Source organism: Prochlorococcus marinus XMU1408 (assembly GCF_003208055.1).
Taxonomy (GTDB): domain Bacteria; phylum Cyanobacteriota; class Cyanobacteriia; order PCC-6307; family Cyanobiaceae; genus Prochlorococcus_B; species Prochlorococcus_B marinus_A.
In genome coordinates this window covers 113,079-137,592 of sequence record NZ_QJUE01000002.1, presented here as the reverse complement: position 1 = coordinate 137,592, position 24,514 = coordinate 113,079, and the positions used below count along the sequence as shown (strand labels likewise).

Sequence of the window (24,514 nt, the reverse complement as noted above, 5' to 3'; positions counted from 1 at the left end):
TTTTAATTAATTCGATCTTCTATTAATTTCTTTTCACAATCAATATCACCTTCAGCACAAACTACCTGCGCTTTATTACTAGATGAATTGCAGCCCATAGCACTAACAGGCAAGGTGCCTATCGTGGAATAAAGTGTTGCAGATGAAATAAGTAATAACGGAATTAATTTCTTCATTGATTTGTATCGAATATATATATGATCAGAGAATTAAATGAGTTTCGTGAGATTCAATCGTTCGGTTAACTATAAACATAAGACGTTTATAGAATTTTTACCCATTGATTCACTTTCTGCATATGAAAGCTATTTCGCATTTTCCAAGGATTGGAACTGCAAAATGATTAAATGTATTTAGTTTCTTGTCCTACTCGTGTATAGATAAGTAAGGGCAAGTGAAAATGGATCTGAATAATATTAGTTAAACTTGCTGTGACTAACTCGGTTCTGCTGTAGACATTTGAAAAATTGAGGCAGAGCTAACTATTAAAGCATTCCAAACATTATTGCGTGATATGGCGTAAGCATGGCTGATCAAAAAAACTCTCGAATAATAAGAAGCTAAGAAGGTAGTGCGTTGTAGTAAAAGTACGACTTTTTATTAGGGGATTCTACACATCTAGAGAACCCTATAAATGCCTTAAAACTTAGGTAAAAAGGGAGATTTTTTATGAAATTGTTTACCCCTTTCAGCATCCCTAAACCAGAGATGACTGAGCTTTGCCGTATACAAAAAGCAGCAAAGAAAAAAGCAACCAATCATTTTAAAACATTTTAGCTATCCAATGAAATCAACTGCTTTCTATCTCTCATTTTTTAGTCATAAACCATTAGAAATGAGTTTGTTTTTTATCTATTGCGGAGCTCTAGCATGCTTCGTTAGCTCAATTGGTCACTACTAATAAATCCAATGAACTCCTCTAATGATTTATTTCAAAAGCCATTACTAATGACATTTGCTTTTGTTGTTTGTACTTTTTTAGCTGATTCTTTCGTCGGGAGATTTGTATGAAATTACCAACTATCAGCTTAAAAAAAACTCTTGAAGTAACAATGAATGATGCTTCGAAGAGACTAATGGAACTTGATGGGCTTGATAAAAAAGCTCTTAAAGAAGAGTACAAAGAATGGATTCAAGCAAGTGAGGGTAGCAAAGAACAGCCACACGTTCTTTATGCCAATCAGATAAATATTGAACAACTGTAGGTTTTCAACAAATAATAATCATGAATGCAATATCAAAATTGATAGAAGTTATTGAACATACCCCTAAATCAAATCAGATCGTAGAGCTCATAAAACTAGCTGAAAGCGAATCATCTGTAGACATAACAAAGCAAATTGATCTACTCACAGGTGTATGGGAACTTAGATGGAGTACTTCTAACTCACCTCTTTTAAATTATTCACCACTATTAGATAACTTACAGATACTTGAGCCAAAGAGAAGTAAAGGACTAAATTTATTAAGACCAAAAGGTTTTGCAGGAAAGCTATTTTCTACTAACATTCTTGCTAGCTTAGAAATCATTGATCAGAAACGTATAAACGTTAGCTTTAAAAAAGCAGGAATAATAGGTCCAAAGTTACTAGGTAAAAAGATTAGTTTCCTATCAGAAATAAAAAAGACTCAAAAAGGTTGGCTAGATACAACTGTATTATCTCCCGACTTACGTATATGCAAAGGTTACAAGGGTACAACTTTTGCTTTGTTAAAAAGAAATGATTTATCACTTACTGAATTTTTTAATGCATAGTCTTTGTCGTGTTAAGCGTAAAAATTTGTCGTACAAGCCTCAATCAAAAAGCATGCAGATGGTTTAGAACATATTTGTCATCATTTATATCATTATGACTCCAATTCCTACTTATGATTTTCCATCATTCTCTCCAATACTAGTTGTAGGTTTTTTAGGGATCGCTGTATCTCTTTACACACTTTATACAGTTAACAAGGCTTATTACAACTCACCTTTTCGCAGTGAAGCATGACTTATTTTAATAGAATCACTCTGGAAGAAGTATTAGAGGAAGACCTGTTTTTTGATTACAACGAGTATTCAAATCTTCTAGAAGACTCTGAGTGGTAAAAGTAACTTATATTCTTAAAAAACCTATCAAAGAATTTTCAGTGCTTGGAAAAACTTCTTAATAGATTTCACTTCTCGTTCTTCAAGTATTGAATAAGAGTTTGTAGTTCTTTAATTCGTAATTCAGCAGCTTTAATTCTTTCTTGTATTGTCATCCCTTACCCTTGCATCATGTAGAGAAGAAACCCTGTAAATATGGCCAGCTTTCCAACAACAAAAAGAGGAATATACTTTTTAACTTTTGATACACTAAATCTTTCTTGAAATGAAGTCATATTATGCATGTACTGAAGAACCAATTTCGAAAGCTCCGGCCAATAAAAGGATTGCTGGCAGATCAAAAAGAAGCAACAGCTTAGTAGCCAGTAATTTTGGTTATTGCGTGCATAGCTAATCGTTTTCTAGTTACTTATGTGAGGATGAAGCTAATGTAGAAGTTAGTTCTTTTTTCTCTTAGGTCGGTCGATGTAGAGCTAACCAGTTCGAGTTATTTTTAACTATTAGTTTATTTTATAAGTCATTGAGCTAAATACTTGGGTTATAAAATCTCGCAAGGGGCTTTTGCTAAATATCCTGAGCTCTTTAATCAATGATTAAACTCGCAGATTTTTTTCAAGACGATGTACTATTACTTTTGACCTTTCCAAGCTAAGAAGAAGGATAAAGTTTTGAGACTCTCTTAGCTTGTCTTGCAAGTTCTCTTCTCTTGAATTTTTTATTTGTCATTCTGGTAAAGACAAAACCTGGAACGATCCATATTGATGCAATGAGGAAAGTCATCAAGAATTGATTATGAAAGATATTTTCAAATAAATTCATCGCGAATCAATTGAATTTCTTAGTTCTTATTTAATGCTCGCTACCAAATAAGATAATCGTGATAATGGGTTTGTACGGATAGCCAATCAGACCGATTTCGCGCGTATTGTGCGATCTGTAGAATAAATAGTCAAACTTAGGTCCAACTTAATTTTCCTTATAATTCATCTCTACTGCAAAACTATGTATTACTCAAGAAAGGTATAAACCTTTACGATTCTTTCTCATTAAATTTAATTATCTAGCCCCTTTTTTTAGGAGCTTTTTCATGTTTTTCTATATCCTATAGAAAATTAACTCAATAAATATGGGCTCAGTAAAAAAAGAGAAGGTGATCAGAACAGGAGTAAATACAAGAGTCATTCATCACAAAGAAAATTTTTCTAAGGAAACAGGCTCAGTAATGCCTCCTATATTCCCAACCTCAACTTTCGTTCACGGCAATGAGGGTGGGTTTGATTACACACGTTCAGGAAATCCAAATTTTAGAATTCTCGAATCAGTATTATCTGATCTGGAGGAATGTCAATTCGCATGTGTATTTAGTTCTGGGGTCGCTGCAATCACTGCTATTGTCTCTTCTCTCAAGGCTGGTGACTTAATCCTCTGTGAGGAGAACCTTTATGGATGTACAGTGAGATTGTTTGAACAAGTTTTCAATAGTTTTGGATTAAAAACTCTGTGGGTAGATTTTACTAAGTCTAATTTTAAAGAAGTCATTGCCAAACATAAACCAGCATTAATTTGGATAGAAAGTCCAACCAACCCACTCCTTAAAATTATTGATATTGAAGCAATTTGTAATTTCTCAAACAAAATGCAAATTCCTGTTGTCGTAGACAATACTTTTGCGACGCCTCTATTACAAAGACCTCTTAAACTTGGAGCGACATTATCCTTGACTAGTACAACCAAGTACATAAATGGTCATTCAGATGCACTTGGAGGCGCTATTTGCACTGAGAGCACTGCATGGAAAGAAAAGCTAAATTTTGCCCAAAAAGCACTTGGTTTAAACCCTTCTCCTTTTGATTGCTGGCTTATTAACCGAGGGATAAAAACTCTTCCACTTCGGCTAGAAAGACAAATCAATAATGCATCTAAAATAGCCAATCAACTCGCTGAGAATCCAGTAATAAAATTCGTTCGATATCCATTTAGGAATGATCACCCACAATGTAAATTAGCCAAAAAGCAAATGACTTTGGGAGGAGCAATTGTTACTGCCGCTCTTAATACAAGTCAAGCTAAAACTTTTTCATTTTGTAAAAGTCTGCGTTTCTTCAAAATGGCAGAAAGTCTTGGAGGGATTGAAAGCCTTGTTTGTCACCCAGCAACAATGACACACGCCTCAGTTTCAAAAGAAACAAAATTAAAGATTGGAATCACTGATTCACTTATTCGCTTGTCTGTCGGATGTGAAAATATTGAGGATTTAATCGCTGATTTAAATCAAGCCTTGGAAAGCATCTCTTGACTGAACGAAATTTACTAAATGATCCTTGCTGGAGTGCCAAAGACTTAGGCGAACCTCTCCCAAGCAGTCCACATGCAGTATCTGTTGCCTTACCTAGGTGGGAAGATGTAATTGCATATGAAGAGAAAGTTCCAGCCTGCTTAAATTCATTGAAAGCAATTTATCCAAGGTTTGGATTTAATCCTTTTGTTGCTGAGATTGCTCGCAAATCTTTAGCATTTCACGGAGAGTTACATCAAAGTAGTTGGCCTTTCCCAAATATAGCTTCTGCTTTAAGTGCACAAAAACATTGTCATCATGATAATTCTGAGTGTTATTCAAAAATTAAAGATTTTCTTGGAATTTCGTGTTTAATCGTTGATCAGAGGAGTACGCCATCAGCAAAAGCTTTTTGGCAACATACTGGTCTTGGATTGTCATCACGTGAGGCAGCTATTGCCCTTGGAAAAGAGAAAAAACCATCGACATCCGATGGTGGTTGCGCTCGAGCTAAACTTCTAAATCGTTTAGCAAATTTATATGAGTGTGATTCTAATTTAATTCAACTACACCGTTCAGGCATGGCTGCATTAACGTCTATCCTCTCAGCAATTAAGGATATCAAAGGAGATAGTTCAATACTTCAAATAGGTTTCCCATATGTTGATGTACTCAAACTTCCTCAAATTATTTTCCAGGGAAGCGATCTTACTCTTAAAACAAAATTAAATTATATAAAAGCACTGCTCGATAAAAAACAACCAGCAGCATTAATCATAGAGATACCTAGCAACCCTTTATTGAAATGCGTTGATCTCATATCTATTTCAAAACTAGCTAAAGATAGAAATATCCCTGTCATTGTTGACGATACAATTGGCTCTTCTATAAATGTTCATTTAACTCCTTACGCAGATGTAGTGTTTAGTTCACTTACAAAAAGTTTTGCTGGAAGAGGAGATATTCTTGCTGGCAGTACTGTCATAAGCCCTTATTCCAAATGGAAAATTGAATTAACTGAGATAATGCCTAAAGCTGCATTGTCATCGCTATCTGATTCAGATGCTATTGAGTTAGAGATAGCTAGTCGAGACGTAAAAGATCGCTTAAAAAGATTAAATATATCTTGCTTAAAGCTGAAAGAAAAATTAGAAACGAAAAAAGAAATATCAAAAGTTTTACATCCCCAGGAATGTAAAAATTTTAATTCTCTATTAAAAAAAGGAGGAGGATATGGATGTTTATTATCGTTTGAACTCAAAGGAGGGATTGAAGAATCAAAAAGAATTTATGATTCTTTGAGAGTATGCAAAGGACCTAGTTTAGGTACAAATTTTACATTAGTTTGTCCATACGTTCAGTTGGCTCATTTTAATGAATTAAAATGGGCTGAAAGTTGCGGAGTCTCTGAACATTTGTTAAGAGTTTCTGTAGGACTTGAAGATGAAGATGAATTATGGTCAAGATTCAATTCAGTAATAGAAAAAAAATAAAAAAAACACTAATAAAGGTTATATAAATAACCAATTATCGAGATTTTTATATAGATTTAGTGTATTAGTAAATCAAAGTCATTTTTTAAAATGTCCAGAATCTTTGAAGACAATAGTTTTGCTATTGGTCATACACCATTGGTCAAACTGAATTCGATCACTAAGAATGCGAAAGCTACAGTCCTTGCAAAGATAGAAGGTCGCAACCCCGCCTACAGCGTCAAATGCAGAATTGGTGCAAATATGATCTGGGATGCAGAAAAAAAAGGCTTACTTAATAAAGACAAAGTCATTATTGAGCCAACATCTGGTAATACAGGAATAGCCCTTGCTTACACAGCTGCCGCTCGTGGTTACAAACTTATCCTCACCATGCCTGAGTCCATGTCAATTGAACGTCGAAGGATGATGGCTGTCCTTGGTGCTGAGCTCATTCTTACTGAAGCAGCAAAAGGCATGCCTGGTGCCATTGCAAAAGCCAAGGAAATAGCAGATAGCGATCCTCAGAAATACTTTATGCCTGGCCAATTTGATAATCCAGCCAATCCAGAAATACATTTCAAAACGACAGGTCCTGAAATTTGGGATGATACCGATGGAAATATTGATGTTCTAGTATCTGGAGTAGGAACAGGTGGAACAATTACAGGTGTCTCTCGTTATATAAAAAAAGATAAGAATCATTCATTATTATCCGTTGCTGTTGAGCCCACGCATAGTCCAGTAATAACGCAGACTCTTAACGGAGAAGAAGTAAAACCTGGCCCTCATAAAATCCAAGGTATTGGGGCTGGATTTATTCCTAAAAACCTCGACTTATCAGTAGTCGATCAAGTTGAGCAAGTCTCGAATGATGAGTCTATAGCGATGGCACTTCGATTAGCACAAGAAGAAGGTCTATTAGTTGGCATCTCATGTGGTGCAGCAGCAGCTGTAGCTGTAAGATTGGCTGAAAAAGATGAGTTTGCAGGAAAGACAATCGTTGTAGTCCTACCTGACCTTGCTGAAAGATATATCTCATCCATAATGTTTGAGAATGTTCCGACAGGAGTTATCAAAGAACCATCATTAGCCTAATAATTTCATCGTTTAGATCATTGAATCTGGTGTTATCAACATCGCATCCCCGTAAGAAAAAAATCGATATTTATTAGCAATGGCATTATTATAAAGTTCCAACATTCGTTTACGACCTATAAGAGCGCTTACTAAAAGAAGTAAAGAACTTTTGGGGAGGTGAAAATTTGTAAGTAATCCATCAATTACGCAAAATTTAAATCCTGGCTTGATTACAAGATTCACTTTCCCCTCGTATGGTTTCAAATCACCTCTTCCTGAGAGATAAGCAGCTTCAAGAGCTCTTACACTCGTCGTACCAACAGCAAAAACTTTTCCACCCTCTTCCTTACAATTAATTATCGCTTTAACAGCCTTTTCATTAACCTCTACCCATTCACTATGTAAATGAAGCTGAGTTAGATCTTCTTTTTCTAATGGCCTAAAAGTTCCAAGACCTACATGCAAAGTAATTTGCGCAATTTTAATACCCCTAAGTTTTAAAACTTCTATGAGTTCATCACTTAGATGTAAACCGGCTGTTGGAGCAGCAATAGCACCTGGCTTCGAAGCAAATCGAGTCTGATATTTCTCTTCATGAGAATTACTTTTATCCTTATCTATGTATGGGGGTAATGGGACTTCGCCACACAAATCAAGTAAGTCTGCCATTTGCGACCTGCTTGAAAACTCACTAGGGAATTGAATAATTCTCCCGCCTGTACTCTCATCTTTATCAATAACCTGTAAACATAAAGAATTATCTAGAGACGTATTTAGCCATAATTGATCACCGCTTCTCATCCGTCTAGCTGGACGCCCCAAACAAAGCCATTGGCCATTGTCTCTCGGCTCCATGAGCAATAATTCACCTTGACCTCCTCCGGAAAATCTAATTTTTAATTTTGCCTTCAGAACACGAGTATTATTAACAACTAAAAGGTCGCCAATCCTCAATATATTTTTCAAGTCCCATATCTTTCCATGCATAAGATTTAAAGCATCATCTAGTCCATCATTGACAATCATTAATTTCGCATCATGTCTAGGCTCAATAGGTGATTGAGCAATGAAATCGTTGGGCAAATCATAATTGTATGAACTTAAAAGATTATCGTTTTGATCTAACACATTCAATCAGGTTAAAGTAAGAAGAAATCCCTTTTGGTTCGACTAGTTAAGTCTCAAGATGAAAGGCTATAAGGATTTTTTTCAATTAGATAAGCTAAGTCTTTTAGGAATAGTGCTCCATCGGCCCCATAGATCACTCTGTGATCAGCGGTGAGATTTACTTGCATCTGTTTTTTAATTGAAATCGAACCATCCTTAGAAGCAACAACTTTGGGCAAAGATGCTCCCACAGCTAAAATAGCTCCTGTACCTGGGGGTAGAATTGCATCAAATCGATCAACACCAAACATACCTAAATTAGAGAGTGTAAATGTACCGCTGCTATATTCATGAGGTTCCAATTGCTTATTCCTCGCACGCTTAACAAGATCAGCCCATTGCAGAGATAAATCAGCAAGACTAGTCTCTTCTGCATTTTGCAACACTGGAGTTATCAGTCCACCATCCTCCATTGCTACTGCTACGGCAACATTTATTTGTGAAGGGTAGGCAATTCCCTCAGAACTAAAAGCTGCATTTACCTGAGGGTGTCTAGCAAGAGTCAATCCAACTGCTTTAGCAAGTAAAGCAGTCATAGTTACTCCATTAGGTTTAACTTGTTTGTAAAAGGAATCCAATTCATCCGTAAGAATTGAATATCCGACTCGGAAGCAAGGAGTATTTAAACTTTGCTCCATATTCCTATTTACAGCTTGTTGAAGGGTATTAAATGCAATTGTTTCCCCCATAGATCCAAAACTTTTTCCTGGAGCAGGTGGCTTATCAGAGTCAACAGTTTTCTTTTCTATGCGTGGTGTATCAGAAACAACTTGTGCTGGAGCGTTACTTTCAGCAATCCAAGGAACACTTATAGGTTGACCTTTTGCACTTAGAACATCCTCAGCTTGTATACGTCCATGAGGACCTGATCCCCTTACAGTCGCTAAATCAACTCCCATTTGAGAAGCAAGTTTTTTAGCTCTTGGAGACGCAACAACTCTACCATCGTTTAAAAATTGAGGATGATTTAAAGAAGTTTCTTGTACAGTAGGCGTCTGTCTAACTACTGTTTTGGAAGAGTCAATAGAGACTTGTTTTTCTTTACTCTGAGGAGATGAACTCTCTTTCTCTTGACTAGCTACTTGAGGAGGCGCAGAAGGTGTATTAGCTTGAGCCTCGGCGATTTCATCTGCTGTCTCAACAATTAGTCCAATGGTCTCTCCAACAGGAGCAGAGCTCCCAGCGGGCATAACAATCGATGCAAGAAAGCCATCATGGAAAGACTCAACATCCATATCTGCCTTATCTGACTCAACGACCAAAACAGATTCACCTCTCTCAACTTTGTCACCAGGATTTTTTAGCCACTCCACTATCTTGCCCTCAGTCATTGTTGAACTTAAAGCAGGCATGAAGATGTCATGAGTGGCCATAATTTGTTCCTATTTCCTTATAGAGAGAGTTTGTGGCAAAGCTTCAAAATTTTCTATCCAGAAGCTTGGCAAGTATCAATACATACCAATGTTAGTTCTACATGAGTGTCCTTACAACGATAGATTTTTTTATGTGGATTTCTTCTTAATATCAAAAATTTTTTGTTAATTAATTGTAGAGCGACCAAACATCAGTCCTGATCAATTGCTTCTACAATGCCATCTCTAACCAAAATACTGACACCCATTTTACTTACTAAGTTATCACCAACTTTTAAATCACAAAAACTGTCTATTTGCCCTTGCTCAACTATCTGTTCCATCTCTAGGTCGCGAACTTGAGATTGCTGTAAAAGAAGATTTCTTTTTTGTTCTTCAAATTCTGATCTCTTTGATGCAACTTGATTCTGAACTTGAGCTATTTGTTCTTGAACTCGTGGATCAAGCGGATTTGAACTTTGACTTCTTATGCCATCAATGATTTGTTGTCCTTCTTTTTCTAGTTCACCAAGTTGATTATCTATTGTTGATATTGCATTACTCAATTCTCGCTCAGCTTCCTCTTTCCATGATGGGGTTACAACTGCTTTAACAGTTATTGAACGTTTTATTGAAATCGAATTCACCTGATCGATATACTATGAATCAACTCCTAGGCTCTCAGTAAAAGAGAGTTTTGGTCAATTTAATTTACCAAACAAACAAATTACAAATCATAATATTTCATTTATCAGTTTCAAATCACGCTGAATAATTTTGTCACGTTTTTGCTTGAGAGTTTGTGTTAACAAGCCATTTTCTATTGTAAATGGCTCGACTAAACCAATTGAAAATACTCTCTCTTCTCTTCGAGATCCAAGACGATTTGCAAGAAGTTTGTTCATTTCCAATTTTAAAATTTGTCTTAATTCACTATTTTCAGTACAGGAGCCCAATACAACTTGGGAATTCAAACCCTTTTCTACAAGCAATCCTTTGAGACGATCAATTCTTGGAACAATCAAAGCAGCAAGTTGTTTTTGATCTTGACCCAATAAAAAAGCCTGATCAATTAATGGACTTGCAATCAAGGCTTCCTCGAGAGGACCTGGCTCAATATTTTCCCCACTACTAAGTACTATCGTGTCCTTTGATCTTCCAGTCAAAACCAAGGATCCGTCTGCAAGTAACATCCCTAAATCCCCAGTATTGAACCAGCCATTAGCATCTAAAACCTTCTTCGATTCTGATTCTTTCCCTAAATAACCAGACATTATTTGAGGGCCACGAGCAAGAACCAATCCTTTTTGACGCAACTTTTTGGTTTGAAATGTTTCTGGATCTACAATCTTTATCTCAGTCTCTGGCAAAGGCTGACCAGCCCCTCCACGTATATTTCTCCATGGTCTTCTACATGTAAGGACTGGACTAGTCTCAGTCAAACCATAACCAACTAATAATTCAACACCTAAGGCTTCAAAGAAAGAATCAACATGGGGAGCAATTGCTCCTCCTCCACTTATAGGGAACCTTAATCTTCCTCCACAAATCTTTGTAAGAATTTTTGGCCACAAATAAATAGAAGATATTTTATGAATTGGGTACCGTAAAAGAATTTCAAAAAAAGAGATTATCTTATCTAAAGTTGAAACACTTTCAATAGTTAAAAAGTTAAGTTTTCGTTGTGCCAATTTATATGCTTTGCTATTAGAAATTGCACCTGCTATCAAGATCTTTTTCATTTTCGGCATTTTTTCAACAGCATCCTCAAACCCTAACTTTATTGACTCCCAGAGCCTGGGAACAGTGGCCATTACAATTGGTTTAACCCTTGGCAAATCTTCCTTTAGATGCCTAATAGATGTATAAGTTTGAGTACAACCACAAGAAAAAAAATAATATTCAGCACTACGTTCATATGAATGCCAAATTGGCAAAACACTTAGTACCGGCGAGCCAGGAGAAGGATTGGCTACGCAGGAAAGAGATCTAATTTGATGTAACAGATTAGAATGTGTTAATGGCACACCTTTTGGCTTACCTGTTGTCCCAGAAGTATATAAAATAGTTGCAATTCTTGTTTTTTTTCTATCAATTATATTTTCCTTTTTACTTAGATTTATTTTATTCAAACCTATCTCCAAAAAACGTTCCCATTCCAATATCCCTTCACAAGCTTTACCTTCAAGCTGAATAACAAATTTCAAACTATCGAATTGTTTCTTATCAAGAGAAAGTCGCTCCCAGACATCTGAATTTTGAACAATTAATCCAACCGCATTTGAATCCTCAAGAATATATCTAAGTTCACTTGGTGGTGCAGTCGCACCCCTGACTGAATCTGATGCCCCTACTCGCATAAGAGCTTGGTCAGCAATTAGCCATCTAGGACTATTCTCTGCAAAAAGTGCGACTACATCATCAGGTTCTACACCGATTTGAGAAAAAGAAGCTGCTGCCTTGGAAATATTCTCAGCAAGTTGTTTATATGTAAAACTTTCTGGGTGGAAAGTATGAGGTGAATTAACTGCTAATACATCACCTAAAGGAATTTTTAATCTTTCCCAAATCTCGTCAACTTGATTAATGGTCTCAAGATGAGATCTTCTCTTTATTGCTTTTTTCTCTTTTGTATTTGGGATCCAAAAGGCTAAAGCATTTTTAGAAGCCAATATATTTTTTTGTGAATTAGTTTTTACCATAGCTATGAAAAATAATTTCTATTATTTTTAGTAATGATTAATTTAAATGTTTTCCCAGTTCAATTTAAAACGTCTTTTCACAGATTCTCGAAGAAGAGGCTTAACGTCACAGACTTTGATGCCAGGTATCCAATCACTCAATTTCCCTACTTTAACTTTATTAAGTCCACAAGGAATTATCTGCTCAAAACCAACAAGGTCACAATCTACATTTAGTGAAAATCCATGTTGAGTCACCCATCTTTTGCATCCAATTCCTATTGAACCAATCTTTTTATCTTCGCACCAAACGCCTGTTAAACCATCTACCCTCTTCCCCTCAATATCCAACAAATTAAGAACATCAATCAGTACTTGTTCCAATTCTCTCAAATACCAAGATAAATCTTTTTTATGTAGACCTAAATTTAAAACTAGGTATCCAACAATTTGACCAGGCATGTGATGAGTCACTTCACCTCCTCGATCAATCCTAAAAACTGGCATGGAGGATTGATTTTCTTCAAATAATAAATTTTGTTTGTCGCCTCCCCTACCTAAGGTGTAGCAAGAAAAATGTTCCAGAAACCATACTGCTTGTGGTGAAAAAGGTTTCTCAATAAGGCTTTGCTGAAAATTTTTCTGCCAACCCAAGGCAGTATCAAACGGCACAAAATTTTTAGGTTCAAAAAGAAAAGCCGAAGAAAATTGTACAAGTTGAGGTGTTAGATCTAAGTTGCTATTAGGCCCTGATTCAGGCGAAACAGAATGAAGCTTCTTATTCATGGACGCAATCTTGAATTAACTCCATCACTTCGTGATTACACCAAAACAAAAATTGATAAAGCAACTCATAATTTCCATGAAATGGTGAAGGAAGCTGATGTCCATCTCTCAGTCGCTCGTAATCCTCGGGTTCCACAACAAACAGCTGAGGTGACCGTTTTTGCAAATGGAACTGTAATAAGAGCTCAAGAGAGAAGTGAGAATCTATATGCAAGCATTGACTTAGTAGCAAATAAGCTTGCACGGCAATTACGTAAGTATAAAGAGCGTCATAATAAACACCATGTCCATACTAATAAGTCAACAAAATCAATTCAAAATGAAGAAACTCAAAGATTTTCTTCCTCAGATAATCCACTAATTAAAGGCAAAGAACCTCATCTTCCAAGCCCAGGAGTACGACGTAAATATTTCGAAATGACACCTATGAGTATTGAGACAGCGAGAGCCCAATTAGATCTAATTGATCATGACTTCTATTTATTTAGAGAGGAAGAAGGCTCAGCGTTACGAGTTATTTACAAGAGAACTCATGGAGGCTATGGCGTGATTCAAGAAAAGGTTTAGATACTATTCAAATGGGTAAAAATAGTTTGCAAGAAGCTTATTCCAATATCTCTAACGTAATTCATCAAGCAGTCTTAAATCCTCATTTAGATAAAGAAACGCTCATTCAGATTTGTAATGGGTCGCAGCAAATTGGCTTTGCAGGTTTATGCACTAGCCTTTCGAATATACCGATTGCACGTGAAAGATTAGGGAGCAAAAGTACTACAAAGTTAATATCAGTAATTGCCTTCCCTTTTGGTTTTATACCAATTTCTAATAAACTTAAAGAAGCCGAGTATGCAATAGAGAATGGCGCAGAGGAATTAGATTTTGTTCCAAATTATTTTGCATTGGAAGATGGAAATATTGAAAATTTTGCTGAGGAAATAAATCAACTAAGTGAGCTGGGTACTCCAGTAAAAGTAATAATTGATGGGAATACACTCTTAAACTCATCAAAACTTTCCTTAGCAATAAATGCATCAATTGATGCAGGCGCAACTGGAATTCAAATAGGGAATGGCTTTGGTCAAACTTTAACCAAAAATCAAACTCAAAAAGTCTCTAAAATTGTTAATAATCGCTGCTCAATCAAGGCAGTTGGAGGTATCAAAACTCTTGATCAAGCTATAGAAATCATGGAATCAGGAGCTACATACGTCGGTACAACCTTTGGCTTTGAAATTGCCCAAGAACAAAAGAAAAAGAATTAATGAGTTTAACTCAAAGAGTAAAAGGACTATCTTTAAAAATTGGACCTCTTGGTGAGAATGACAGACTTTTAACCATACTAACTGAGGAAAATGGTATATGTCGTCTTGCAATACCAGGAGCAAGAAAACCAAAAAGTAGACTTGGAGCGACATCTCCACTTAATTTGTTAGATTTACATATAGTTGGAAAAAAAAATCTAAAAAGAGTTACGCAAATAAAAATTCTTAGAAGTTATGGCAATCTTGGTAAGCATTTAGAAACTCTATCGGCAGCGCAAGCAATTTCAGAGCTAATAATAATTATGTTTGGCAATGAAAACCCACAAAAAGATTTACTTAAACTTATATTAATTCATTTAAATAGATTAGACGATTTAAATAAAGCAGAGTTTGATTCTTTACAAGCTTTAGCTATAAGCATTCAATCATGCATACATATATTAGCCCTGGGTGGATATTGCTTACCACTGCAAAACTGTTGTCAATCGGGCTCAAAGTTAATACCTCCTATTGGGAAATGGAGTTGGAAGTGCAGCTTTATTCCTGAAGAAGGTTTTGCTATTGGAGCGAGCCCTAATGCAAGCATTGAAATGAATCCATCTGAACTAGCTTTACTTCAAAGACTATTACTAGAGAAAGTGCCGTTTCATAGTAATGGCAAATTATTAGGTCCTAAACATGTATGGTTAAAATTATTGAAAATCGTTGAAACCTGGATCGAAACTCATTTAGAACGAAGAATCACATCTCTTCAAATGTTGAGAGAAGTAATAATTAGTAATGATCTTAATACTAATTAAAAACATAGATTTGGAAACAATTATTATTTTTAAACCCTAATTTATAAATTATTTAATTATTAACAATAGTTTGAGAAGAAATATAGGATGGCTGCTAATTTGAAATACCAGATTTTTTAAAGTTTGACCCATATCGCCTGGCTAGGCAAAAAAACACCTTTTTGCGGAAACGTCTGTTACGGGCTAAGCACGACTGAAGAGCTTAGAGAAAGGGGATATCAAACGAGTTTTATTCACTTTGACAACCCACTTAGGGAAGGGAATAACAAAACTTCGCTTCTTGCAAATGATCCAGATGTAAGCCTTCCTTATTTAATTAAATCTCAGGTTTATACAATCCCTTCTTTAAATGCGCAAAGAGAGCTTAGAGAATCTCTCTCTAGACTTAAACCTGACTTGGTCCATGCAAGTCTGACTCTTTCACCATTGGATTTTCGCCTGCCTGAACTGTGTCATAAACTTAATTTACCTTTAATTGCAACTTTTCACCCAGCTTTCGATGCAAAACTCAGAAATCTTACAGCCAATACACAGCAACTTACTTACCAACTTTATGCACCTTCTTTAGCTAAATATGACAAGGTTATAGTTTTTTCAGATATGCAAGCAGAAGTTCTAGCAAAACTAGGCGTTAAAGAAAATCGACTGGATGTAATACCTAATGGAATTGACATAAAGAAATGGAAACCCCTTAATTCAAATCATTCACTCAACGACCTTCAAGTTGAAATAAGGAGAAAATTAGGTCCTGAAAGAATTTTTATCTATATGGGTAGAATAGCTTCAGAGAAAAACGTTGAGGCTTTACTCCGGGCATGGAGGTTTGTCCAACCAAAAGGATGTCGACTAGTAATAGTAGGAGATGGACCACTAAGACCTACACTTGAAAATAATTCAATATTTAGTAAAGAAGATAATGTTTTTTGGTGGGGATACGAAGCTGATCAAAATAAAAGAGTTGCCCTTCTTCAGATCGCTGAGGTTTTTTTACTTCCAAGCCTTGTAGAAGGATTATCTATCGCCTTACTGGAAGCCATGGCAACTGGCACTGCTTGCGTAGCGACAGATGCGGGGGCCGATGGAGAAGTCCTTGAAAATGGAGCTGGAATCATACTAAATACAGAGGGAGTCGCATCTCAATTAAGGACACTCTTACCTGTTTTGCGTGATCAACAAGTACTTACCAACGAGTTAGGTAGACGTGCTCGTTTAAGAGTAGAAGAAAAATATACACTTCAACAAAATATTGACTCGCTTGAAAATTTATATGCAAACGTACTTAATACATCTAAATCGAGACCTCCTCAGCCAATTGACGGCTCTTCTCAGCAGCCAAGACAACTGCTTCAATTAAAGCGGACCTCAAGCCCGCAAGTTCAAGGTGTCGAAGAGCACTAATGGTCGTCCCAGCAGGCGAGGCGACCATATCTTTAAGCTCAGCAGGATGCAAATCCTTTTCTCTTAATAGTGAGGCAGTACCTGAAAGAGTTTTATGAGCTAATTGATTGGACAAATATCGTGGCAAACCAGAGGCGACAGCTCCATCTGCCATTGCTTCAACCACTAAAGCTATATATGCAGGTCCTGAAGAGGTTAAAGCTAAAAAAGGATCAAGCTGTCTCTCCGGTAACTCAAAAATTTCACTTATCGGTTCGAAAATCTTTTTAACTGCAATTTTTTGTTCCAAAGTGATGTCATGTTCCCAAGCTAAGCCAGTAAGCCCTTCTCTAACCAAAGAGGGGGTATTTGGAACAGCCCTTACACATGTGTGATCTGGAAAAGCTTTCTTAAGACTTTTTAATGTTATTCCGGCCAAAACCGAAATCAATATTGGCTTAGGACACTCATCAGTCGATGAAAATGTTGAGATAGAACATTGTTTTATTTTTCTGAATTGTTGAGGTTTAACAGCCAATAATTTCAACGGAGCACTCCATGCATCTTTAGATAATGCATCTTCACTAGATACGATTTTCACTCCTTTTGGAAGATCGCTCAATGCAGACGAAATACTTGAAGTAGAGCCAACAATTCCAAAAACATCCTCAGGTTTAAATTCACCTCTTTCCAAAAGAGGCGAAATAATAGCTTTAGCCATACGACCAAAGCCAATTATACCAATAGAAATTTCCAATCTATTTAATCTTTTAAAGAGCTGTAGCTACTGTCTCCCCCCAAGCTGGCTCTGGTGCAGGAGAAGACTCCTTAGAGATTAATTCTGTTCCTTTATTAGTCATGCTTGAAGGAGAAGCTTCTTCTTGGAACGAGTTAGTTACTGTCACGCAAGAAGGTGCAAAAAGGAAAATACTTTCTCCAACTCTTTCTTGATGACCATCAATAGCAAAAGTTCCACCTGCGACAAAATCAACTGCTCTTTGAGCTTGATCAGGCTCCATCATCGTGAGATTTAAAATTACTGTTTTACGCTCACGTAAAGCCTGAATCACTCTTGGCATTTCATCAAAACTTCGAGGTTCCATTAAGCTAACTTCAGAATCATTTGTTGAAATTCCAGGCATACCAATGACATTAGAAGAATTAAGACTATTGCGAGCATCAAAAGGATTAGTTTTAGATAGGGTCGCTATTTCTCCACTTCCTTCTTTATTAGTTCTACTAAAGTTTTCAAAATCCTCGCTTGTGTCGTAATCGAGCTCATCAAAATCACTATCTAAAAAGTCATCACCAGCGACGACAGCACGAAGACGGGAAATAAGCGACACCAGTTAATCCTCTCGGGATGATTTGTTAAAAAGTTGGATAAGCCAACGAAAGATGCATCTTCAATAGAATGAAGAATGAACCATATACTTAAATAACGCTACTTAACTTAAGGAGCAAGCTTTTTTCTTGTTTTTTTCATATCTTTGATTATTTGACTAATAATGACGTTCCCCAAACAAAAGAGAGCCTAAACGTATCCATGTAGCGCCACCTTCAATAGCCTCTTCCCAATCTGTGCTCATTCCCATTGAGCAGTCCTTTAATCCCAAATAATTTGCAAGATTTCTACATTCACAAAACAAATCTTTTCTTTGAAATGAATTTAAAGCAACTGGTGGGATAGTCATTAGGCCGATTATATGAATATTCTTAACAGAGACAATATTGGTCCAATTTTTCAAAAGATCTTGTTTTAAAAAACCACCTTTGTTGGGATCATCTCTAAGTTTTATTTGTAAAAATACATTCGGATTTTTTTTTTCTTCTTGTGAAATTCTTGAGATTCTCTCAAGCAAAGGGAGCGAATCAACAGAATGTATAAAATCAAATTCTTTAATAACTCCTCGAACTTTATTTTTCTGCAATGTTCCAACAAAATGCCAGCGAAGTTGCTTTAAATCATTTAAGTCTTTTTTTTTGGGGATAGCCTCTTGTAAACGACTTTCTCCAAAATCAACTTGACCGTAACTTGACAGTTTACGAATGGAGTCTTGATCATGTCCCTTGCTTACAGCAAGTAAACTAACCCCAAAGGGTAACAAAGCTTTTATTTTTTCAAAATCACTAGAGCAAATCAACATCAAATAAAAGTTTGATTAAATAATTCTCGCCAAGTAGCAATATCGGATAATTTCTCTCTCCTACATTTAGATAAATGCATTTCTGCATAATGTCGGGCATCCATATATGGAATGACTTCAAAAGTTGCTCCCCTAGGTTGCAAAGTAACTAAAAAAAATATTTTTTGTGCATATAAAGTTGCATATACATCTCTACCATTACTCGCTGGTGAAACTAGATACAGCATCCCAAAAGTAGGATGATTTAGATAGCGTTCAGCGTTCAAATCTTAATTTTTTTTATTTAAGTTGTACCATACAGACAACGTAAGATAATAGCTATCAAAAGCAAAAAAATTGAACCAAAATTAATCCACAAATATCTAGGATTAGTGACAATGGAAGGTCGAAGTTGTTCAGATGATAGCCAAAGCCCCTCTCTCAACATTAAAGAATCGGCTCCCTGTTCTGCCCTCAGCAAAATATTTGATAAAAGTCTTTCCCCTAAAGAAATAAATACATTCAAAGTGCTTTTAAGTCCTAATTTCCTAAATTCAATTGCCCTAACACCAATTGAGCGGAAAAGGTTTTGAAGTTCTTCTTGAACTAAAGGTAAAAATCTTAATGCCAAAAGAAGTTGGAATGAAAATTTTTCCAGAGGGAATCCTAAGAAAGTTAGAGGAGAAAAAAACCACCTTATTGCCCATACAAGATCTTCAGGAGGAGTTGTAATCAGCATCAAATTCACACTATGTATAACTGTAAAAATCAAAGTTGATGTTTTGATACCTAATTCAGCAGAGCGACGATCGACGATTAACGGGCCCAATGAAATGCCTCCGAAGTTAAATGGTCCCACTCTAAAAATCTCCCATGATCGAGTAACGACAATTGCTCCAGGTATTTCATCAGGTGCTCTAATTGCTAATTCACTTGATGCTTCACTTGCAGGCAATACAATCGATAAGAGTCCTAAAACTAAGGAGAGCACTAATAAAAAGACGAAAGGCCTCCACCAAACGCGAAGAGGTAAAAAACTAAAAAATGTTATCAACAGAAGAACATAAGCTATTGATATTCTCCAAATAGAGTTTGCTAAAATTGGCGTCAACAAAAATAAAAGGACCCAAGAGAGCTTGACTCGAGGATCAATCACACGAAGCCAGCTTGATTTACCAGAAACATATTGACCTATAGGAATCTTTTTTAGCCAATCCATAAATTATTGCTAATTTCAGCTCCCTTTATGTTGGCGCGCCAAATCTTTTTCGACATCACGTTGCTGCTTTCCTCTCCAAAACAATTTAATAGGGGTGCCTTCAAATCCAAGCCCCTCTCTAATTTGTCTCTCAATATATCTTCGATAAGTTTCTCCAAACAATTTTGGTTCATTGACAAACAAAGTAAAGCTTGGCGGATTAATAGCTACTTGAGTGCCGTAATAAAGACGTCCTTGCTTTCCACCTCTCGTAGTAGGAGGACTTCTCCATTTTAATGCCTCAGTAAGTACTTCATTCACAACTGATGTACTAACCCTTCTTCTATTCTGATCCACTGCCAAAGTTGCCAATGCAAAAATACCTTCTACTCTCTGCCCTGTAAGAGCTGAGGTAAAAATCATTTCAGCCCAATCAAGAAAATATAGCTTTGAACGAATGTCTTTTTCCATTGCAGACATTGTATGACTATCTTTTTCAATAGCATCCCATTTATTAACCACAATCAAACAAGCTCTTCCTTCCTGCTCAATTCTACCTGCAAGCCTTTGATCTTGTTCTGTTACTCCATCTAAAGCATCTATAACCAATACACAAACGTCACTTCTCTCTATTGCCTTAAAACTACGATTAATACCAAAGAATTCTGGACCATAATTAACACTTCTACGTCTACGTATTCCCGCAGTATCAACTAATTTCCATTGTTTACCCTGATGAGTTATTCGAGTGTCAATAGTATCTCGAGTAGTACCTCGAATGGAACTAACGATTGCTCTTGTCTCTCCACAAATTGAATTGAGGAGACTTGACTTCCCTACATTAGGTCTCCCAATAATTGCCAATTGAACAGGAGTGTCACCAACCTCATCCAAGTCTTTAGAGGGAAACAAAGTGACTACTTGATCGAGCAAATCACCTGTTCCTACGCCATGTATTGCAGAGATTGGATACGGCTCTCCTAAGCCAAGCTTCCAAAATTCAGCTGCCATTGCTAACCCTTGCTCTGGAGACTCACATTTATTAACTACCACTAGTGTTTTACAAGAATGAGACCTCAAAAACTCAGCAATCGATTCATCAGCTGTGGTTATACCTTCCTGGCCATCAACAATTACTAAAGCAACCACAGCTTCTTCAAGAGCAAGATTAGCTTGCTCTCTAATTTCGGGAAGGAACTCACTATCGTCATCAAAAACCAAGCCACCAGTATCTACAACTTTAAAATCTCTATCCCTCCAAAATCCATCTTGATAAGTTCGGTCTCTAGTTACCCCTGGTTCATCATGAACAATGGCTTCTCTACTCTGACATAAGCGATTTACCAATGTAGATTTCCCAACATTTGGGCGCCCAATTATCGCAACTATTGGTAGCGCCAATTTTCTCTACCTTTCATGAGATTATTTACCCTTTATAGGTCAAAATTGAGATTAATTCTTCATACTACAAGTATGCGCATGAGTTTGAATCCACCATGAGATTAAAAAATCGAACTTCCCTAAAAAGATTAACCTCAAAAAAAAGGAATTCATTCAATACAAAACCGTCTTTATTAGCAATTCTGCTGATATCGATAGCTTTGCTACAAGTACCAACTTCAATAAAAGCCTCCTTGAGCATCATTTGCTTATTTTCTGAACCAAGCACAACAAATCAAAATTTGTTTTTTTGTAATGACTGAAATAAATCCAAGTTCATTTTCAAGATGAAAGTATTACCACCGATTTTCTTATCAGGTAACGGGACTTCGAGATCTTTAGAGTGCCCAATACTTCAATCTCCACTTGCAGGGGTCAGCGATCAAATCTTCAGAACATTTGTTCGTAGATGGTCTCCAAAAGCTTTGCTTTTCACAGAAATGGTTAATGCTAAAAGTCTTGAACTAGGGCACGGGAAAGAAAAGGTAATTGAGCTTTCAAAGGAGAGCGGACCAATTGGTGTTCAGCTATTTGACCATCGACCAGATTCAATGATTGATGCTGCTATCAAAGCTGAATTATCCGGAGCTTTTCTTATAGATATTAATATGGGCTGTCCAGTAAAAAAAATAGCGCGAAAAGGAGGTGGCAGTGCTCTATTAAAAGAACCAAAACTTGCTCAAACAATCGTCAAAAAAGTTTCTCAATCTATCTCAATACCCTTAACAGTAAAAATAAGATTGGGGTGGTGTGAAGACACCAGTGATCCAATATCTTTTGCGTTAGGACTACAAGAGGCTGGCGCACAACTAATTACCGTACATGGCCGAACAAGAAGACAAGGCTTTTCAGGTAATGCAAATTGGGAAGCTATTGCGAAAATCAAAAAGTCATTGGATATCCCTGTCATAGCAAATGGTGATATAAAAAATTCAAAGGATGCAATTAAATGTCTTGAGATAACTAATGCCGATGGAGTCATGATTGGGAGAGCAAGCATGGGGGCTCCATGGTTAGTTGGACAAATTGATGAAGAAATCAAAAATCAAAAAACTTTTATAGCACCTGACGCAAAGATGAAAGTCAGTTTATCTTTAGAGCATCTAAAGTTACTAGTCTTAAAAAAAGGTAATCATGGACTTTTAATTGCAAGAAAACATATGAATTGGACTTGTAGGGGGTTTCAAGGAGCTTCTGCACTTAGACACAAATTAGTCAGAGCTAGTACTCCAAATGAAGCAATAAAACTACTTGAAGAAGAACTTATAAAATTAAATTAATAACTTTAAGGCATTACTAAAGGCCAACTTTGTCGAATAAGTAATAATGAAAAATATTGCCTACTTTTTGAAGATAAATCTGTTGCTCTAAAAATTTGTTGATCTGAAAATCCTACCCTTTCTGCGAATATAGAACTTTCTAAAAGATTAAGTTCTTTCAGTAAAGGTTGGACCCATGTCCAATTTTTACCAAGTTTGAGCAAAACAACTACCCTTTTCATTAACGCTGCCTCAGATAAAATAATCTTTAGCTCTTTACGCGAGTGTGGAACTGGCACTACAAGGAATTGCTCGTTTTGAAAAGCAAGTGGCAATTTACTTATGGCTGCTGCTGCTGAAAAAGATGTAACCCCAGGAATTAATTTAATGTTGCAATCTGGATAATATTTTTCTAATTCTTTTAGAAGATATGAACCTGTCGAAAAAAGAGAGATGTCTCCTTGAGAGAGGAAAACGACTCTTTCACCATTCTCAATCATATTAATTAAATGATTACCAGCTAATTTCCATGAACTTTTTAAAGCCTTCGCATCATCAACCATAGGGAAATATAATGGTAATTTTTTCTTATCTTTTGTAATCCATTTTGAAGCAATTTTTTCAGCTAGACTCTCTCCTCCCAAAATAGAAACAGGATAAGAAACAACTGTTGACTCTTGAATCGCCTGAACAGCTGCCAAAGTCAACAGAGACGGGTCACCTGGCCCTACGCCAGTAATAGTCAAAAGTTTCATTGAATTGGTAACAAGTGTCTACTCAAAAGAGCTAATTAACTATGCATTCTTGGTGCCTGATGCATTTCAACTAGGGCATCAGATTCAACCCTAGCTAATGCATCTAATCTGGAAGTAAGAATATTTCTATCAAAACGTTCATCTGCCAACTTCCAATAAATCCCAAAATGCCTAGCCTCACTTTTTAATAGATCAGCGTATAAATTACGAAGTTCCAAATCAGGCGAATGTATGGACAATAATTTCATTCTTTCATGACTCCTTGCCTCAATGAGCCCGGCCACAAGAAAGCTATCTAACATTCTCATTGGTTCTTCTTTGCAAATATTTTTTGCCAAAATAGCTCCATAGGGAGGTGAGGCTAATTTTTGGAGCTTTTTTCCACGTGAATTTAAAATAGCTAAAACCCTTTCAAAATGTTCCAGTTCCTCCCGCGCCAGTGGACTTAGAACTTCTGACAGACCAGGTTCACTCACATAGCGAAACATAAGCTGAAGAGCTACTCCAGCTGCCTTTCTTTCACAATGTGCATGATCCAAAAGTATTTCAATAGGATTAGAAATTGCAAGATTTACCCAGTCCTCAGTTGTTTTATTAATTAGCCAGCGAATCTTTGAATGCTCAACCATTTTAGAATGTGATTTATCCATCAGTTCTTCAAACTCGTCTCAAAAAAGAAACTATTCCTCGTAAAGCAAGTTGATAACTAGTTGGTCCAAAACCACATACCAAGCCCAATGCTTTGTCTGAAAGAAATGATTTATGACGAAATTCTTCCCTAGAATAAATATTACTTAAATGCACTTCAACATAAGGAATAGCAACTCCTAGTAAAGCATCTCTAAGGGCAATGGAGGTATGCGTATAAGCGCCTGCATTAATTAATATTCCGTCAATTGAACCAACACTTTTTTGAATGCGATCAATCATCTCTCCTTCTGAGTTACTTTGGAAGAATGTCAGTTTTGCATCAAGTTCTTTAGCTAAAGTCAACAACTCTTTTTGAATGTCCTCCAAAGTTTGTGCCCCATATATAGATGGCTCCCTTTTCCCAACAAGATTCAAATTAGGTCCATTAATTAACAAAAGATCCATATGCCTTTCAAATTAAACATCTTTAATGATCGTATCTATTCCAATCTAAAAGGACCAACAAATTCGAGAAAAGTGGCACCCTTTACTGTTAATCTCATTAGGTGGATCGGGTCGGTGCCCGAGTGGTTAATGGGGGCGGACTGTAAATCCGCTGGCTACGCCTACGTTGGTTCAAATCCAACCCGGCCCATCTTTCCACAAGCCCTTGTAGCTCAGCGGTAGAGCACTCCCTTGGTAAGGGAGAGGTCTCGGGTTCAAGTCCCGACGAGGGCATCGTCGGAAGCTTAACCAGGGCATGTG

Annotated in this window: 28 protein-coding genes and 2 tRNA genes; 13 read left to right on the top strand and 17 right to left on the bottom strand. The window is 36.5% G+C overall.

Features of this window, described 5'->3' with window-relative positions; all coding sequences use genetic code 11:
* Positions 1-2 precede the first annotated feature (2 nt).
* A complete protein-coding gene (locus tag DNJ73_RS09705; protein WP_187152532.1) occupies positions 3-176 on the bottom strand; it encodes a hypothetical protein in 174 nt (57 codons plus the stop codon).
* Between the two features lie 831 nt (positions 177-1,007).
* Between DNJ73_RS09705 and DNJ73_RS02220 the strand changes: the two genes are divergently transcribed.
* The 3 genes from DNJ73_RS02220 (at position 1,008) to DNJ73_RS09700 (ending at position 1,991) form a co-directional block, all read left to right on the top strand.
* Positions 1,008-1,205, top strand: a complete 198-nt coding sequence (locus DNJ73_RS02220; protein WP_158466088.1) for a hypothetical protein — start codon at positions 1,008-1,010, stop codon at positions 1,203-1,205.
* A gap of 20 nt (positions 1,206-1,225) precedes the next feature.
* Positions 1,226-1,756 carry a PAP/fibrillin family protein gene (locus tag DNJ73_RS02215; protein ID WP_158466087.1) on the top strand — a complete coding sequence of 177 codons (531 nt, stop codon included), beginning with the start codon at positions 1,226-1,228 and terminating at the stop codon, positions 1,754-1,756.
* 94 nt (positions 1,757-1,850) lie between these two features.
* A complete protein-coding gene (locus tag DNJ73_RS09700; protein WP_187152531.1) occupies positions 1,851-1,991 on the top strand; it encodes a hypothetical protein in 141 nt (46 codons plus the stop codon).
* 746 nt (positions 1,992-2,737) lie between these two features.
* Here DNJ73_RS09700 and DNJ73_RS09695 read toward each other — a convergent pair.
* Positions 2,738-2,908, bottom strand: coding sequence for a hypothetical protein (locus DNJ73_RS09695; protein WP_187152530.1), 171 nt, complete (start codon positions 2,906-2,908; stop codon positions 2,738-2,740).
* A gap of 307 nt (positions 2,909-3,215) precedes the next feature.
* On the opposite strand from DNJ73_RS09695, the gene DNJ73_RS02210 reads away from it, so the two are divergent.
* The 3 genes from DNJ73_RS02210 to cysK all read left to right on the top strand — a co-directional run bounded on the left by DNJ73_RS02210 (position 3,216) and on the right by cysK (position 6,934).
* Positions 3,216-4,385, top strand: a complete 1,170-nt coding sequence (locus tag DNJ73_RS02210; protein WP_158466086.1) for a trans-sulfuration enzyme family protein — start codon at positions 3,216-3,218, stop codon at positions 4,383-4,385.
* Positions 4,382-5,857 (top strand): PLP-dependent transferase, encoded by a 1,476-nt coding sequence (locus tag DNJ73_RS02205; RefSeq protein WP_158466085.1) that lies wholly within the window; start codon positions 4,382-4,384, stop codon positions 5,855-5,857. Before DNJ73_RS02210 ends, DNJ73_RS02205 begins: the two co-directional genes overlap by 4 nt.
* A gap of 90 nt (positions 5,858-5,947) precedes the next feature.
* On the top strand, positions 5,948-6,934 hold the full coding sequence (gene cysK, locus DNJ73_RS02200) for a cysteine synthase A (RefSeq protein WP_158466084.1): 987 nt from the start codon (positions 5,948-5,950) through the stop codon (positions 6,932-6,934).
* 12 nt (positions 6,935-6,946) lie between these two features.
* On the opposite strand, the gene queA is transcribed toward cysK, so the two are convergent.
* The 5 genes from queA to lipB form a co-directional block, all read right to left on the bottom strand.
* A complete protein-coding gene (queA, locus tag DNJ73_RS02195) occupies positions 6,947-8,044 on the bottom strand; it encodes a tRNA preQ1(34) S-adenosylmethionine ribosyltransferase-isomerase QueA (protein ID WP_158466083.1) in 1,098 nt (365 codons plus the stop codon).
* 53 nt (positions 8,045-8,097) lie between these two features.
* On the bottom strand, positions 8,098-9,456 hold the full coding sequence (locus DNJ73_RS02190; protein ID WP_158466082.1) for a dihydrolipoamide acetyltransferase family protein: 1,359 nt from the start codon (positions 9,454-9,456) through the stop codon (positions 8,098-8,100).
* Positions 9,457-9,647: 191 nt separating this feature from the next.
* Complete coding sequence (locus DNJ73_RS02185; RefSeq protein ID WP_158466081.1) at positions 9,648-10,091, bottom strand: YlqD family protein; 444 nt, start codon at positions 10,089-10,091, stop codon at positions 9,648-9,650.
* 78 nt (positions 10,092-10,169) lie between these two features.
* Complete coding sequence (locus DNJ73_RS02180) at positions 10,170-12,137, bottom strand: AMP-binding protein (RefSeq protein WP_158466080.1); 1,968 nt, start codon at positions 12,135-12,137, stop codon at positions 10,170-10,172.
* 42 nt (positions 12,138-12,179) lie between these two features.
* On the bottom strand, positions 12,180-12,902 hold the full coding sequence (gene lipB / locus DNJ73_RS02175) for a lipoyl(octanoyl) transferase LipB (protein WP_158466079.1): 723 nt from the start codon (positions 12,900-12,902) through the stop codon (positions 12,180-12,182).
* Here lipB and hpf point away from each other — a divergent pair.
* The 4 genes from hpf (at position 12,885) to DNJ73_RS02155 (ending at position 16,362) form a co-directional block, all read left to right on the top strand.
* Positions 12,885-13,469 carry a ribosome hibernation-promoting factor, HPF/YfiA family gene (gene hpf, locus DNJ73_RS02170; RefSeq protein ID WP_158466078.1) on the top strand — a complete coding sequence of 195 codons (585 nt, stop codon included), beginning with the start codon at positions 12,885-12,887 and terminating at the stop codon, positions 13,467-13,469. The two genes, lipB and hpf, sit on opposite strands and share 18 nt — an antisense overlap.
* A gap of 11 nt (positions 13,470-13,480) precedes the next feature.
* Positions 13,481-14,164 (top strand): deoxyribose-phosphate aldolase, encoded by a 684-nt coding sequence (deoC, locus tag DNJ73_RS02165; RefSeq protein ID WP_158466077.1) that lies wholly within the window; start codon positions 13,481-13,483, stop codon positions 14,162-14,164.
* Complete coding sequence (gene recO, locus DNJ73_RS02160) at positions 14,164-14,964, top strand: DNA repair protein RecO (protein ID WP_158466076.1); 801 nt, start codon at positions 14,164-14,166, stop codon at positions 14,962-14,964. The genes deoC and recO overlap by 1 nt, the downstream gene beginning before the upstream one ends.
* Positions 14,965-15,087: 123 nt before the next feature.
* Positions 15,088-16,362: a glycosyltransferase family 4 protein gene (locus tag DNJ73_RS02155; protein ID WP_158466075.1), complete on the top strand. Its 1,275-nt coding sequence runs from the start codon at positions 15,088-15,090 to the stop codon at positions 16,360-16,362.
* On the opposite strand, the gene proC is transcribed toward DNJ73_RS02155, so the two are convergent.
* The 7 genes from proC to DNJ73_RS09690 all read right to left on the bottom strand — a co-directional run bounded on the left by proC (position 16,253) and on the right by DNJ73_RS09690 (position 21,334).
* Positions 16,253-17,098, bottom strand: a complete 846-nt coding sequence (gene proC, locus DNJ73_RS02150) for a pyrroline-5-carboxylate reductase (RefSeq protein WP_158466074.1) — start codon at positions 17,096-17,098, stop codon at positions 16,253-16,255. The genes DNJ73_RS02155 and proC overlap by 110 nt on opposite strands.
* 13 nt (positions 17,099-17,111) lie before the next feature.
* Positions 17,112-17,687 carry a cell division protein SepF gene (locus DNJ73_RS02145; protein ID WP_158466073.1) on the bottom strand — a complete coding sequence of 192 codons (576 nt, stop codon included), beginning with the start codon at positions 17,685-17,687 and terminating at the stop codon, positions 17,112-17,114.
* A 156-nt stretch (positions 17,688-17,843) separates the two neighbouring features.
* A complete protein-coding gene (locus DNJ73_RS02140; RefSeq protein WP_187152529.1) occupies positions 17,844-18,488 on the bottom strand; it encodes a YggS family pyridoxal phosphate-dependent enzyme in 645 nt (214 codons plus the stop codon).
* Complete coding sequence (locus tag DNJ73_RS02135; protein WP_158466071.1) at positions 18,488-18,754, bottom strand: PipX family protein; 267 nt, start codon at positions 18,752-18,754, stop codon at positions 18,488-18,490. Before DNJ73_RS02135 ends, DNJ73_RS02140 begins: the two co-directional genes overlap by 1 nt.
* Positions 18,755-18,771: 17 nt before the next feature.
* Complete coding sequence (locus tag DNJ73_RS02130; protein ID WP_158466070.1) at positions 18,772-19,686, bottom strand: CbiQ family ECF transporter T component; 915 nt, start codon at positions 19,684-19,686, stop codon at positions 18,772-18,774.
* A 15-nt stretch (positions 19,687-19,701) separates the two neighbouring features.
* Complete coding sequence (gene der, locus DNJ73_RS02125) at positions 19,702-21,066, bottom strand: ribosome biogenesis GTPase Der (RefSeq protein ID WP_158466069.1); 1,365 nt, start codon at positions 21,064-21,066, stop codon at positions 19,702-19,704.
* Between the two features lie 64 nt (positions 21,067-21,130).
* A complete protein-coding gene (locus DNJ73_RS09690; protein WP_187152528.1) occupies positions 21,131-21,334 on the bottom strand; it encodes a hypothetical protein in 204 nt (67 codons plus the stop codon).
* 58 nt (positions 21,335-21,392) lie between these two features.
* Between DNJ73_RS09690 and dusB the strand changes: the two genes are divergently transcribed.
* Positions 21,393-22,385 (top strand): tRNA dihydrouridine synthase DusB, encoded by a 993-nt coding sequence (gene dusB, locus DNJ73_RS02115; RefSeq protein ID WP_158466068.1) that lies wholly within the window; start codon positions 21,393-21,395, stop codon positions 22,383-22,385.
* 5 nt (positions 22,386-22,390) lie between these two features.
* On the opposite strand, the gene cobI is transcribed toward dusB, so the two are convergent.
* Genes cobI through aroQ form a run of 3 tightly spaced genes read right to left on the bottom strand, consistent with a single transcriptional unit; the run spans position 22,391 to position 24,214 of the window.
* Positions 22,391-23,119, bottom strand: a complete 729-nt coding sequence (cobI, locus tag DNJ73_RS02110) for a precorrin-2 C(20)-methyltransferase (protein WP_158466067.1) — start codon at positions 23,117-23,119, stop codon at positions 22,391-22,393.
* Positions 23,120-23,154: 35 nt separating this feature from the next.
* The gene (locus tag DNJ73_RS02105; RefSeq protein ID WP_158466066.1) at positions 23,155-23,769 is read right to left on the bottom strand and encodes a tRNA-(ms[2]io[6]A)-hydroxylase; all 615 of its coding nucleotides are present in this window, start codon (positions 23,767-23,769) and stop codon (positions 23,155-23,157) included.
* A 7-nt stretch (positions 23,770-23,776) separates the two neighbouring features.
* Complete coding sequence (gene aroQ / locus DNJ73_RS02100) at positions 23,777-24,214, bottom strand: type II 3-dehydroquinate dehydratase (protein WP_158466065.1); 438 nt, start codon at positions 24,212-24,214, stop codon at positions 23,777-23,779.
* Between the two features lie 108 nt (positions 24,215-24,322).
* Between aroQ and DNJ73_RS02095 the strand changes: the two genes are divergently transcribed.
* A tRNA-Tyr gene (locus DNJ73_RS02095) sits at positions 24,323-24,404 on the top strand.
* Between the two features lie 11 nt (positions 24,405-24,415).
* Positions 24,416-24,487: transfer RNA gene (locus tag DNJ73_RS02090), tRNA-Thr, on the top strand.
* Positions 24,488-24,514: the final 27 nt, after the last annotated feature.